Here is a 13,206-nt window from a genome sequence, read left to right as displayed (position 1 = left end):
TAAAACTTTTAAAAACACTCGTCTAAGTGGTTTAAACCCTCCAAACAATGCACAAAAGTATAACTATTTAAGCAATCCCTGACAATTTAATGACGCAAATTATCAATTTAAAACAATTCTAAATAATTGCCAAAATCGCGTTTAAAACACATATGTGAACACATCGAAAAGATCGATAATTGATTTCCAAGCTCTCAGGAAATGCAAATTCTTGACATATTGCAAACAATTATCTGACTAAACTTCCCGAACTTAGATTTCATGTTTGCTTACCGGATATTCCCATTGATTTTTATAGCTGCACTGCAAGCTTGTGGACAAGCATCGGTATCGCAAACGAAACAAACATCAACATATAAAACTATGAACGACAGCACAAAATACAATAAACTCACGTCGGAAGAAGAATACGTCATCGTACATAAAGGTACAGAACGACCTTTTACCGGTGAATTGCTCAATAATCATGAAGAAGGAACCTATATCTGTAAAAGGTGTGATACACCTTTGTACCGTTCCAACGACAAATTTGAATCACACTGTGGCTGGCCAAGTTTCGACGATGAAATTCCAGGGGCCGTTAAACGTGTGCTCGATGCAGACGGACGTCGAGTCGAAATCCTCTGTAACAACTGTGACGCACACCTAGGCCACGTTTTCGAAGGCGAAAGATTCACCCCTAAAAACACCAGACACTGTGTAAATTCCTTGTCCATGAAATTCGTACCCGCTAAGAAATAGAGGATTCGCGCGCGATTAACACATACGGAACAATCAGCCCGGAGTTTTCACTCACCTTACCATCGATTCTTGCGGTCAACATATCCATGACCGCACCAGCGATTTGTGCCGTATCTTGGGTTACTACGGAAATGGCAGGAGTATGCAAAGCAAATAACACATGGTCATCAAACGCAACGATCCGGGGTATATCTATCGCCTGTTCTTTGATAGCTTTCAGCCCGTGTATGGCCAAATAATGATCAGCAAACAATACAGCTTCCAGTTTATTCTCCACGATAAACGCTACAATTTCCTCTCCTATCGTATTATCGGGATCCTCGATATTTAGCTTTCTAATAAACGATTGTTTTTGAGACTCATCCATTGCATCCATATATCCGTCCTGCCGAGCGCGCATTTGCACCCGATTAGAATATAAAGAAATTAGCCCTACGCGCTTACTCCCCGTTGCTAACAAATGTACCGTTGCGTCGTACGCCCCTTTTCTATGATCAGAAACTACATAAGGAATATTGACGTCAGGAATAAAACTATCGACGAAAACCGTAGGAACATGCTGCTTCTTTATCTTCGAAAGTGCCTCGCTTAAATCTTCCGAAGGAACCATACAAATGCCATCCACTTCTTTATCCATCCAAAGCTTTACAAGCTGATCGATCTTCTCCGTTTTAGTCCCTGTATTGCTATACACAACTTGATAACCTCTTTCGGAAGCCACTCGCTCCATATGTTCCCCCACCTCAGAAAAGAACGGATGATGTATATCGTCAACGAGTAACGCTAATACCTTTGTCTGGTTGGCCGCTCCATTCCTGACAAACTGACTAGGCTTATAACCCATCCGGCGAACGTAATCCAATACCCGTTTATTCACCGCATCACTAATTCTTCGCTCCTTCGCTTTCCCATTTAAAATGAAGGATACCGTGGTAATAGAAGTTCCAGCCGCTTTTGCAATATCTTTAATCGAAATCCGCTTCTTCGTTGCCATAATGGATTCCAATCTACTAAAAAAAGTCAGGTAATGGTATACTTATTGATAATAATGCGATAAAGGAGAAAATAATGAGCGAGTTTAATAACGATATCCGCATCCAGGATCTTCCAGATGATGGAAGTAATAATGCAACAGATTTCTACGATAATTTTCGCGAAAAACTTAATTCCGTCGAAAAATTCCCTTTGATGTATACGTTTAAATTTATCGTCAAAGCAGACACCAACGCACAAGAAGAAGTAAAAGAGCTATTTACACATGGCAGCACAAAGTTCTCCGACAAAACTTCGTCAGGCGGAAAATACACATCCATTACCGTGGAGACATTCGTAAACAATGCCGAAGAAGTCATTGATTACTATAAAAAGGTCTCGAAGATAAAATCGGTTATCATGCTGTAACAAAACAAGAAATGGCCGCCAAATTGGCAGCCATTCTGTTATTTTTCCAACGTATAAAAATATATTCGATGAGCATAGGGACGGTATGTTGCTTTTACTTGTCCTTTATCCAAAAATTCCCACAATTCCTGCAACTCGTCTAGCGGCCCTTTATGAAAAACGGGCGCGACATAGCTACCTTGATCATACACAGCTGACAACAGTGTTCGCACCCCATTTAGTTTAGGTATCACCGCGCTATAACAAACAATAGTTTCTCTACCCCGGATATATATACGCTTTTCAAGCCCACTATACCGTCTATAATTTAAAGCGCCATAATTCCACTTCGATGAGGGCACCTGCATTTCTACCAATTGTAAGACGGGTTGTCCGCTCATAATCCCGGGCGTCCAAGGCGGTTCCTTTTGAATAAACTGCCGAAGTAATATCCCGATTTTTGAAGTATCCCGAGAAACCAACGAACCATCCACGTTGACATGCAGAGAAACATAACTTTCAGATGGTACACCTGTCTCATCAAATTCGCCGATGGTTTTTAAAGAATCTAAATAGTCCCCCCACCTTTGTATAAAACGTTTTATACCACCTCTCGGCTCCGTCAATACCTCCATAGTAACAAATATTTTGTCTGCACCTTCGGCCTCGGAACTTATAAAAATATGGTCAGTATAATTATCAAAATTAATAGTCCCTCCGTACGATGTCGTTGTCGCTCTAGGCAATTCATTCATCTTACGTAAGAGCCTGACATTGGCAACAGAATCCATATACAGCTGAGGAGCTTGAAAAATATACCGCTTTTGTAAAGAGTCGTATGACAAGGTATACGAAAGCGTAAAATCCTTATAAGGCAGTACCCGCAACTCTTTTTTGAGTAAATCGACATAGAGGGATTTAAAATCCTGCGCTTTACATATCCATGATGTCTCCATGAGCAATATAATTAAAAACACGGGTAACACATATCTTCTCATATCTCAATGATGTTGTAAAGAAGTTTATTCCATAAAAAAGCCTGCTTTTTTCACAAAGCAGGCTTTTTATAATCAACTACAAGTCTATCCTTGAGATTCGTCCTTCGCTGGAGCGTCACCTTTTTGCTCTTGCTTAGGTTTGTCTTCGCGCGGCGGGCGAGGCAATAAAACTTTACGTGATAGTTTCAACTTACCTTGCTTGTCGATATCTAATAGTTTCACTTTAACGATATCACCTTCCTTCAACACGCCATCCATCGTTTCCAAGCGTCTCCATTCTATTTCAGAAATGTGCAATAGACCATCTTTACCTGGCATAATTTCTACAAACGCACCAAAAGGCATAATCGACTTCACTTTCCCCTCGTAGATCTCACCTACTTCTGGCTTCGCTACAATCGCTTTAATACGAGAAACTGCAGCATCAATAGCGGCTTTATTTTCCGCAAATACCTGCACGATACCTTTTCCATCAACCTCTTCGATAGAGATTGTAGTTTCTGTCTCGCGTTGCATTTCCTGAATAATCTTCCCACCAGGCCCGATAATCGCACCAATAAATTCTTTATCGATACTGAAAGAAACGATACGAGGCGCATGTGGTTTATAATCTTCACGCGGTACAGCAAGCGTTTTCTGCATTTCGCCCAAGATGTGTAAACGCGCTTCTTTTGCTTGATCTAACGCTTGTGTCAACACCTCCCATTTCAGACCGTTGATTTTTAAATCCATCTGACAAGCCACAATACCTTTTTCCGTACCGGTTACCTTAAAATCCATATCACCTAAATGATCTTCGTCTCCTAAGATATCCGAAAGAATAGCATATTTTCCTGTTTTTTCATCTGTAATAAGCCCCATAGCAATCCCCGAAACTGGCGCTTTCAGCTTCACACCAGCATCCATCAATGCCAGCGTACCTGCACAAACCGTAGCCATCGAAGAAGATCCATTGGATTCTAAAATATCAGATACTACACGGATTGTATAAGGATTTTCGTTATCAGCAGGAAGCACTTGCTTCAACGAACGCATCGCCAAGTTACCATGCCCTACCTCCCGACGACCTGGACCACGGTTAGGACGCACCTCACCTGTAGAAAAAGCCGGGAAATTATAATGTAAAATAAACTTATTATACCCATGAATGAATGCACCATCGATCATTTGCTCATCATCTTTTGCTCCAAGCGTAACTGATGTTAACGACTGTGTCTCTCCACGCGTGAAAACAGCCGACCCATGTGCTGCTGGCAAGTAATCCACCTCAGACCATATTGGTCGAACGGTGCGCACATCACGACCATCCAAACGAATACCTTCGTCCAACACTAAATTACGGACTGCATCGTATTGAACGTCATGATAATATTTTTTTGCTAAAAACGCAGTTTCTTCATCGATTTCCTCTCCCAATGTTGCAAAAAACTGCTCGCCTATTGCCGAAAATTGCTCCGTACGCTCATGTTTCGTAGAGCCCGATTTGGCAATAGCATATACCTTGTCATAGGTAGCTGCGAACACCGCAGCACGCAAGTCTAGATTTGAAGGCTCGTGATTAGCGTCACGCTTTGTCGTTGCACCTACCAAGTTCGCTAGCTCGATCTGCGCTGCAACTTGTTTTTTAATAGCCTCGTGTGCGAATGCTATAGCTTCTACCAATTCTGCTTCGGAAACTTCTTTAGATTCTCCTTCCACCATAACAATGTCTTGTGCAGAACCCGCTACGATATACTCTAATGTAGCATTTTGTAATCCCGACAAGGTGGGATTGATTACCAACTGTCCGTCAATCTTAGCTACACGAACCTCTGAAATAGGTCCATTGAAAGGGATATCCGAAACGGCAATCGCTGCCGACGCCGCCAAACCGGCCAAGGCATCAGGCATAATATCTTTATCAGCAGAGATTAAAGAAATCGCCACTTGAGTATCCGCGTGATAGGTATCTGGAAATAACGGACGCAAGGCACGATCCACTAAGCGAGAGATTAACACTTCATAGTCGGACAATCTAGCTTCCCGACGCAGAAATCCGCCAGGAATACGACCTGTCGCTGCATATTTTTCTTGATAATCAACAGATAGCGGAAGGAAATCCACTCCGTCTTTTGGTTCTTTTGCCGAGACAACTGTTGCCAACAACATCGTATCTCCCTGCTTTAACACTACAGATCCGTCAGCTTGTTTAGCCAGCTTACCAGTAGACAACTCGATCGGAGCTAATCCATTGCCCAAGTCGATCGAAACTTTCTTTTCGTTATAACTCATTCGTAATTCATTTCGGTATACGGGTTCATCTTTTTATTATTCTTTCGTATACCATCTTATTTATAGACCTTTAAAATTCTTACAAATGTAATACTTTTTTTTGTCTTCTTTTTCCCCCTGAAAAAGAAGCAAAAACGTCGTCGCTTCAGATATTTGAGATAATGGGTAGTACTAAGAATAAATTTCTACAGACCTCAAAAATCTGGATGCGACATTTTCGTGTTAGAGAGGGGATCATGCAATTGTATTGTCTCACCCTTAACTTTTTTAGGTCGCATCCGGATGTTTGACAATTGTAGAAGTCCATCCTTAGTACAATCCCTCCCTGTCAAACATCCGAAGCGACGAGTTTTGCTCCACTTTTGCGGTCAAAAGTGGGAAAGCCCCGTCGCGGCTTGAGCGACATAAAATATGATATTAACGAGAAAAGGCCATTTACTCTTCGCAAATGGCCTTTTCTTGTTGATCAACTAAAAGCTTATTTTTTAATGATATCACGCAAACCTAATGCTTTGATAATAGCACGGTAACGCTCGATATCTTTTTTGTGCAGATAAGCTAATAATGAACGGCGTTTACCTACCAATAATTGTAGCGAACGCTGTGTGTTAAAATCTTTTCTGTTTTTTTTCAAATGCTCCGTTAAGTGAGCAATTCTTTTAGTGAATAAAGCTACCTGTCCTTCTGTAGAACCGGTGTTTGTTGCTGCTCCTGCAAATTCAGCGAAGATATCAGCTTTGTATTCTTTACTTAAATACATTCTTGAATAATATTAAAGCGTTAAAAAAATTAATTGAGCACAAAGATAGAAATTAAAAAATGAAAACGCGCACTGCTTTACACTTTAACATAAACCTTTTTCTTATCTAACACGTAACAGAGCGCCCACATTAGCGCCAAAAAACAAAGAGAATAAACCAACGAGCCTAGTTCTGGCGGCCCGGGAATTTTCGCACACACATATTTATAAAACCAAGATAGTGCGGTTAAATATTGAGGGTCGCCTTCGGTATTCATTCCGTCGGGAATACGAAACAAGGTTAAAAATCGGGGCAATAGACCACTGAGTACAAAAATGAAAAGTGGATTTTTACCGAAGACATCAAAGAACTTCGTTACGCCATTTTTTATTCCCTGTATCTCCAAGAACCAAATCATGCTGCCTAAGGTTAGTATACCCAAGCCGGTCGTATAAAGTACATAAGAGCTTGTCCATATTTTCTTATTAATCGGAAACCCTAGCGACCAAATCCACCCTAATACCACTAAGAGAAAGCCCGTTACCAATAAGCCGGATAAAAACCTAAAATCTGGAGACACCTTTCCCTGTTGTCGGATAAATAGGCCCACCAAATAACCAAACACGACCTGCACGATAGCCGGTATCGTGCTCATTAGACCTTCCGGATCAAACGGCACCCCTTCCCCCTTATACAGGTGCGCCACCCCAAGCACCTGCTTATCGATAGCCGTACCGAACCAACCCTCCAGCGAATAAGGATCGCCTTGACCTAAAAAAGCACAAAGCCCCCAATATACCAGCAGGACTATAAAAGAAATATAAATTACGCTTTTAGGCTTAAAGAAATAGACTAAAACAGCGGCAAAAAAATAAGACACCGCGATGCGCTGCAAAACCCCGAAGATACGGACACCATGCGCTGCATTATCCGGATCTACCCAGGCACGAAAACGTAGCTCATCTCCTACCCAATGCACAAAAGGCCACCAATTTAAAAACAATCCAATAACAAAAATCAAAATCGTTCTTTTCAAAACCTTTCGCCAAAACACCGCCTGCCCCGCATCTTGAAGCTTCGGCATCACAAAAGCCATGGCATTTCCTACCGCAAACAAAAAGAAAGGAAAAACAAGATCTGTGGGTGTACAGCCGTGCCATGCCGCGTGTTTTAAGGGAGCAAACATATAAGCCCATGTGCCGGGATTATTGACTAAAATCATCAGTGCTACCGTTGCACCTCGGAACACGTCTAAGGAATAATAACGTTGATTTGCGACCATAATCGTATTTTTCTGCTCCTAAAAGGGCTATATTCCCATCGTCTTCGCTTTCAGCCAGCGCGCTTCTTCGGCGGCCAAGTAGGGCTCCAACTTTTCAAACACCCAGGCATTGTATGCATTCAACCATTGCACATGCTTATCGTCCAATAGCGATTTATCAATCAAATCCGTCGCTATATAACAGATCGTCAATGTTTCGAAATGCATAAAATCACCAAATTGAGTAGATTCGAAAGCCTTACTCAAAACCAGGTTTTCGATACGTATCCCATATTCACCTTCCCGGTATAATCCCGGTTCGATAGAAGAGATCATTCCTTCCGCTATCGGAATATCGATATTTGTAGGATTTAACACATGTGGGCCTTCGTGCACATTAAGAAAAAAGCCAACTCCATGGCCAGTTCCATGCCCGTAATTACGCCCCGTTTCCCAGAGTGGACGCCGCGTAACGGCATCGATCTGATACCCTCGGGTTCCTTTCGGGAATATCAGCAGGGAGCCTTCAATCATCGCTTTCAAAACAAGCGTATAGTCTGTTTTTTCTGCTGCCGCAATATTACCTAACGACACCACCCGCGTAATGTCTGTCGTACCATCTTTATACTGCCCCCCGGAGTCCACTAGAAGCAAACCAGCCGGCTTCAATACCGCATCACTTTCTTCGGTAGCCTTATAATGCGGCAAAGCACCATGGGCTCGATAACCCGCGATGGTGTCAAACGAAATATCGACAAAGCCATCGCCTTGTGCACGTATCTCCTGTAGCTTATCGGCAATCCCTATCTCGGTCAGTTGTCCATGTTGCACCTCTTCCTCCACCCATTTAAAAAAGCGGGTCATCGCGACCCCATCTTTAACCATAACATTTCGGGTATGCGCGATCTCTACATCGTTCTTTATAGCCTTCAGGTGTGTCGATGGGTTAATATCTTCGATTATCTTTATGGATTTTGGAACCGCATCATACATGGCAAAGCAAGTCCGTTTTGGATCTAATAAAATCGCCCCTGCTTTCAACGATAAAATGGCTTGGAAAGCTTCTTCATAAGGTTTAACCCGTACCTCGGCCTGCGCCAAAACCGCCTTATCGCCTTCTGTGAGTTTACTAGGCTCAATAAACAAGGTGGTTTGCGTCTCCTCTAAAAGCACAAAACCGAGTACTACCGGATTACACGGCACATCATTTCCCCTAATATTTAATAACCATGCCAGGTCATCTAAAGACGAAACTAAATGCGCGCCGACCCGCTTCGCCCGCAGCGTTTCACGTACGCGAGTTAGTTTACCGCTGGTTGTCTCTCCCGTAACGGCGTCATCCAGTAAAAATGCCGGCGATACGGGCAACGTAGGGCGGTCTCCCCAAATCGCATCTAAAATATCGACATGTCCATCTACTAGGATATCTAACGGAAGAAGCACTTCCTCAACCGCCTGTGCTACGGCTACTGAGGCCAAAAAGCCATCAAATGCCACACGGCTGCCTGCAGAAAGCCTTTCCGCTAACCAAGTCGCATATTCCGCTTTCCCTTGCGTTTTTAGCTTCACTAATTCAAAACCTGTTCCGTTTAATTGTTCATTCGCCTGAACAAAATAACGGGCATCGGTCCACAAGCCAGCAAAATCAGGCGTAATCACTAATGTACCTGCTGAACCTGTAAAACCCGAAGCCCAAGCAATACATTTGTATCGCTCGGGTAGGTATTCACTAATATGTGGGTCTGATGAAGGAATTATATAAGCATCAATCCCTTGCAATTTCATTTCTCTCCGGATAGCCGTCAAGCGCTCTTTATACGACATACTAAAATAATTCTGGTATTCGTGCAAGTTAAAAATATGCAATGAAATCGCCAAAATTTCTTCAGCAGACGCTTTTTAAACCGTAGTAACCACCGAAGCTTTGTAGTAACCATCGAAGCTTTACAATTCAGCGGGCAGTACTTTTATTTGATCAAGAACCACCCCTTCATCTAAAGCTTTAATATAAATCGTGAATTTCTCTTCTTTTTCTGGCACCCCAAAAGATGTGGTCCGAATCGCCTGGTTATTCAAAACGTTTTCTTTCCACTCCTCACTCCGTCCATGGGTACGGTAATCTACGATCTTTTCTTGCCCCTTGTTTATCGAAATCGCATAACGGATCGTATTCCCTGCTACCGGATGATTTGGTGCTAAAGCAACCTGCACCGTCACAGCATCTATCTCACCGCGCGCCATTTCATAACCAACGACCGATCCTTGCGGGATCGAAATAGCTGCACTTTCATAACCTAAACCATGCGCTAACGGCTGTTGTCCTTGCAGAACGTTAAAATCGTCACCGTTAAAAACATGAAGCGGTTTTATATCTGTCGGCAAAGGTTCTGTAGCAACCGTACGCTTAACTTTATCAAATACCTCCAAACGACGCGGGCGATGATCCATTATACCTTGCCATTTACCCCCCGACAAACGGTTGTATCGGTCGGTTAAGTCCACGATAGCGTCGTAAGCCGCGTCACTTTTGTTCCATTCCCCTTTACCGTGGCGTGCCAACGTCGCATAAAGATGCTTCTTGTTCATTTCGGCAGCGCCTAATACAGGATATTCCACCAATTGAAACCAAGCCTCTCTTCGATGCGAAGAAACTTGTTTAGCCAACTTATTTACCCGAGCAGCCAACTCCTCGTAAGCCGACAACCGGTGTCGAATTCTTTGTTCGCTCCATGGTAAATCCTTCACCATTTTAGACACCGGATCGCGCTCCTCTGTACGGGTATTCCCCATAAACTCCGGCTTACGAATATAAGCGAGTCGATAATATTCGTTCATGATAGACCGAACTTCTTCCGCATCTCGTTCGCCAAAAGCACGTGCAAACCATTGTTGTAAATGCTGATCCAACCCCGCCTTATCATTGGATATCGCGTCGATATCCCAAGCCATATCTAAAAAGAGCTCGGTCAGATATTCTCCCGGCTTAAGATCGCCTACATTTAATATCCACATATCCTTTGCTCCTTTATCGTAGGACAACTTCATTTGCCTATACAATAAGGCTGGATGTTGCGTCGTTATCCATAAATAGTCATGCGGCCTGCCCCAATAAGAGATATGATAATAGACCCCATTGCCGCCGGAACGCATACGCTCCTGTTCATCTGGAAAATGAGTAACATACCCATAGTTATCGTCACACCACATCAAAGTCATGTAATCCGGCACCTCCAGGCCCGCCCGATACACGTCAAGGATTTCCTTATAGGGAATAACCACTTGTGGGATTTGGGAAGGATCTGGGTTGATATGCTTTTTTAACAGTGCGGTCTGGTCTTTAATAACCACGTTTAGGGCATCCTTATATTCATCCGTGGTCTTCACCCCTTCCATTTTTCCGTCATGCTTACCGCGCATGCCCATCGTAAAAATATTGTCGGAGTTGCCCAATTCTTTTAGCCGGTCCTCCCAATAGCTCAGGATATTCGCTTTGTTCGTTAAGTAATTATAGCTTCCAGAGCCCACGATATCCCATTCGGTCGCACTATTTCGCGCTAAGGGTTCACAATGCGTAGAACTAATATAAATCCCATATTTTTCAGCAGCTTCCCGATTGCCTTCTACAAAATAAAACGGCACCGTTACTTCATGCATCGCAGGCCATATCGTATTCGCCCGCAAACGCAATAAAAGCTCAAAGACTTTCGAATAAGTCTTTGGACCAATCGTCTGCATCTTCCCGATCTTCTCCGAATCGATACCCGGAATAAGCTGGGCATCGGGCTCATAATTATTCGCACTCCACGGCGTCAATCCCCAATCTTCATCATTGAAAAATATCCCTCTGTATTTAACCGATGGCGACTGAAACAACGTAAATCCTTTCTGAAAAACCTGTTCCTGTTTGCTTTCAATGGTCACATCCGCCCACCACTCCCAAGGAGATACGCCGATAAGGCGCGACAATTCCAGCAAACCATAGGCCGTCCCCCGCTTATCACTTCCTAGTATGTATATTTTTTGATCTTTCTCCTGTATCAGAAACCCCTCATGTACGCCCGTTAATTGCTTCAGCCATTCCGTCGAAATAGCCGGATCATTCGCAGACATTTGTCCTACCGTACCAACCACCACCTTTGCGTCGTGGCTTTCCGAGACCGCTGCAGAAAACACAGCCCGATAATCTTTTTCGAATAAGTCAAATGCCGTACTAACCACCTGCTCAGGCTTTTCATCCAATAGTCGTACCGAGAGATCCTGCGCGGCTTGGAAAGTCACCTGGGCACTCGAAGCCGTCCATAAACTGCTTACAAGCAACGTCAGTGCTACATTAATTTTCTTCATCTTATAAGACTAATTTTTCTACATTTTTTGTTTGGACCCTTTCTTCCGAAGCATCGGTCAATGTCACATTTTTTAAACGGATGTTTTTGACGGGCAAATCCGCATTTCCATTGATTTTAGCCACAAATTTCGCTTCCTTAGCCTGAACATCTTCGAGATAGATACCCTCCACAGGTGTCAGTTTCCGAACAACGGTCGGCACCAATGTACGCCACTGATATAAGACATCCGTATCTATGCCTAAAATCCCTTCCCGGATAGCATTCGCCTCGATATTTTTGAGATACACATTTTTTACGTAGCCCCCCATCCGCTCATTGGTTTTGATAAACAACAGATGCATCAGCTTCTCGTTGTCATCTGCGACTTTACAATTCTCTACATAGATATTTTCGATCCCACCCGATAGTTCACTACCGATAGCAACCAACTGGTGTCCATCCTTTACAAAACAATTCCGCACCACTATATTTTTGGACGGTGTTTTTAATCGCCATCCTTCCGGATTTCTGCCCGACTTGATCGCTATAGCATCGTCACCTTGGTCAAACGTACAGTTTTCGATCAGCACATTTTGGCTCATTTCCGGATCGATACCGTCATTATTGTGCCCGTGCGCATACACATCAATACCCCGCACCACGATATCTTTGGATAGATAAAGGTGTAACGTCCAAAAAGGACTATTACGAATCTTGATATCCTCCACCAATACATTTTCACAACGGTTGAATTGGATAAATTGCGGACGCATATTCGACGTATCATTCACCATATTGCGTTCCTCAACCGGCACACGGTCCTGTGCCCAATTATACAAACGCTTGATGCTCTCCATATGAGCCGAAGGACGAGGAAACCACTTCCGCCATTGGCTGATATCTGCCCGCACCTCCCCCTTTCCGGTGATCGCTACATTTTTAGCTTCAAACGCGTAGATCAACGGAGAGTAATTATAACACTCCAGTCCTTCCCAAGTCGTAAACACCGCCGGAAGATAATCCTGCGGATCAGGCGAGAATAACAATACCGCTCCTTCCGAAAGATGCAGGTTAACATTACTCTTCAAATGGATCTTTTTCGTATGCCACTCACCCGCCGGAACAATTACATTTCCGCCAGCTACCGTTGCCGCTGCGATTGCTTTTTCGATAGCAACTGCGTTTTTTTCTTTATCTCCCGGCTCAGCTCCGTAATCCGTAATGACAAAATCTGCTACCTGTGCAAAATCAGGCTTATTGATTGTCGGCATCTTAAAAGGTGCCTCCACACGCACCGATTTGTGCGTGATGGACGCATTCTTTTGGACATGCTGCGCAACTCCCTCGATGCTCATGAATAATAAACTTAAAGCAAAGGTTAGCAGAGCTATGTTTCGTTTCATTTGATATCTTTTTATTGTTTGATTTATTGTCAGCATTTTCTAAGGTAGCGCTTTACGATGTCGGCGGCAACCTGTAGTCACCTGACA

General features: G+C 43.3%; 10 protein-coding genes. 2 read left to right on the top strand and 8 right to left on the bottom strand.

Annotated elements, in window-relative coordinates; translation table 11 throughout:
• Nucleotides 1-363: 363 nt before the first annotated feature.
• Nucleotides 364-741: a methionine-R-sulfoxide reductase gene (locus LKO28_RS09070; RefSeq protein WP_411028037.1), complete on the top strand. Its 378-nt coding sequence runs from the start codon at nucleotides 364-366 to the stop codon at nucleotides 739-741.
• Here LKO28_RS09070 and LKO28_RS09065 read toward each other — a convergent pair.
• Entirely contained in the window at nucleotides 731-1,735 is a 1,005-nt protein-coding gene (locus LKO28_RS09065) for a LacI family DNA-binding transcriptional regulator (protein ID WP_227694480.1), read from the bottom strand. The genes LKO28_RS09070 and LKO28_RS09065 overlap by 11 nt on opposite strands.
• A gap of 74 nt (nucleotides 1,736-1,809) precedes the next feature.
• Here LKO28_RS09065 and LKO28_RS09060 point away from each other — a divergent pair, with 74 nt between their 5' ends.
• Nucleotides 1,810-2,142: a DUF493 domain-containing protein gene (locus LKO28_RS09060; protein WP_227694479.1), complete on the top strand. Its 333-nt coding sequence runs from the start codon at nucleotides 1,810-1,812 to the stop codon at nucleotides 2,140-2,142.
• Between the two features lie 38 nt (nucleotides 2,143-2,180).
• Here the strand turns inward: LKO28_RS09060 and LKO28_RS09055 are convergent, their stop codons facing one another.
• From LKO28_RS09055 to LKO28_RS09025, 7 genes are all read right to left on the bottom strand, one after another.
• The gene (locus LKO28_RS09055; protein WP_227694478.1) at nucleotides 2,181-3,077 is read right to left on the bottom strand and encodes a hypothetical protein; all 897 of its coding nucleotides are present in this window, start codon (nucleotides 3,075-3,077) and stop codon (nucleotides 2,181-2,183) included.
• 126 nt (nucleotides 3,078-3,203) lie between these two features.
• Entirely contained in the window at nucleotides 3,204-5,390 is a 2,187-nt protein-coding gene (pnp, locus tag LKO28_RS09050; RefSeq protein ID WP_227694477.1) for a polyribonucleotide nucleotidyltransferase, read from the bottom strand.
• A gap of 478 nt (nucleotides 5,391-5,868) precedes the next feature.
• A complete protein-coding gene (gene rpsO, locus LKO28_RS09045) occupies nucleotides 5,869-6,150 on the bottom strand; it encodes a 30S ribosomal protein S15 (RefSeq protein WP_227694476.1) in 282 nt (93 codons plus the stop codon).
• 77 nt (nucleotides 6,151-6,227) lie between these two features.
• Nucleotides 6,228-7,412 carry an acyltransferase family protein gene (locus tag LKO28_RS09040; protein WP_227694475.1) on the bottom strand — a complete coding sequence of 395 codons (1,185 nt, stop codon included), beginning with the start codon at nucleotides 7,410-7,412 and terminating at the stop codon, nucleotides 6,228-6,230.
• Nucleotides 7,413-7,439: 27 nt separating this feature from the next.
• The gene (locus tag LKO28_RS09035) at nucleotides 7,440-9,215 is read right to left on the bottom strand and encodes an aminopeptidase P family protein (protein ID WP_227694474.1); all 1,776 of its coding nucleotides are present in this window, start codon (nucleotides 9,213-9,215) and stop codon (nucleotides 7,440-7,442) included.
• Between the two features lie 120 nt (nucleotides 9,216-9,335).
• Nucleotides 9,336-11,735 (bottom strand): glycosyl hydrolase 115 family protein, encoded by a 2,400-nt coding sequence (locus LKO28_RS09030; protein WP_227694473.1) that lies wholly within the window; start codon nucleotides 11,733-11,735, stop codon nucleotides 9,336-9,338.
• 1 nt (nucleotide 11,736) lies between these two features.
• Entirely contained in the window at nucleotides 11,737-13,119 is a 1,383-nt protein-coding gene (locus tag LKO28_RS09025) for a glycoside hydrolase family 28 protein (protein WP_227694472.1), read from the bottom strand.
• Nucleotides 13,120-13,206: the final 87 nt, after the last annotated feature.

Origin of the sequence: Sphingobacterium sp. FBM7-1 (genome assembly GCF_020687765.1) — a bacterium.
Lineage (GTDB): Bacteria > Bacteroidota > Bacteroidia > Sphingobacteriales > Sphingobacteriaceae > Sphingobacterium.
The sequence above is the reverse complement of the archived record's forward strand: the minus strand, read 5'-3'. Positions and strand labels throughout refer to the sequence as shown.

Bases quoted from the DNA above. Each gene is read 5' to 3' on its own strand.
- LKO28_RS09070 (WP_411028037.1), top strand. From the start codon at position 364: ATGAACGACAGCACAAAATACAATAAACTCACGTCGGAAGAAGAATAC.
- LKO28_RS09065 (WP_227694480.1), bottom strand. From the start codon at position 1,735: ATGGCAACGAAGAAGCGGATTTCGATTAAAGATATTGCAAAAGCGGCT.
- LKO28_RS09060 (WP_227694479.1), top strand. From the start codon at position 1,810: ATGAGCGAGTTTAATAACGATATCCGCATCCAGGATCTTCCAGATGAT.
- LKO28_RS09055 (WP_227694478.1), bottom strand. From the start codon at position 3,077: ATGGAGACATCATGGATATGTAAAGCGCAGGATTTTAAATCCCTCTAT.
- pnp (WP_227694477.1), bottom strand. From the start codon at position 5,390: ATGAGTTATAACGAAAAGAAAGTTTCGATCGACTTGGGCAATGGATTA.
- rpsO (WP_227694476.1), bottom strand. From the start codon at position 6,150: ATGTATTTAAGTAAAGAATACAAAGCTGATATCTTCGCTGAATTTGCA.
- LKO28_RS09040 (WP_227694475.1), bottom strand. From the start codon at position 7,412: ATGGTCGCAAATCAACGTTATTATTCCTTAGACGTGTTCCGAGGTGCA.
- LKO28_RS09035 (WP_227694474.1), bottom strand. From the start codon at position 9,215: ATGTCGTATAAAGAGCGCTTGACGGCTATCCGGAGAGAAATGAAATTG.
- LKO28_RS09030 (WP_227694473.1), bottom strand. From the start codon at position 11,735: ATGAAGAAAATTAATGTAGCACTGACGTTGCTTGTAAGCAGTTTATGG.
- LKO28_RS09025 (WP_227694472.1), bottom strand. From the start codon at position 13,119: ATGAAACGAAACATAGCTCTGCTAACCTTTGCTTTAAGTTTATTATTC.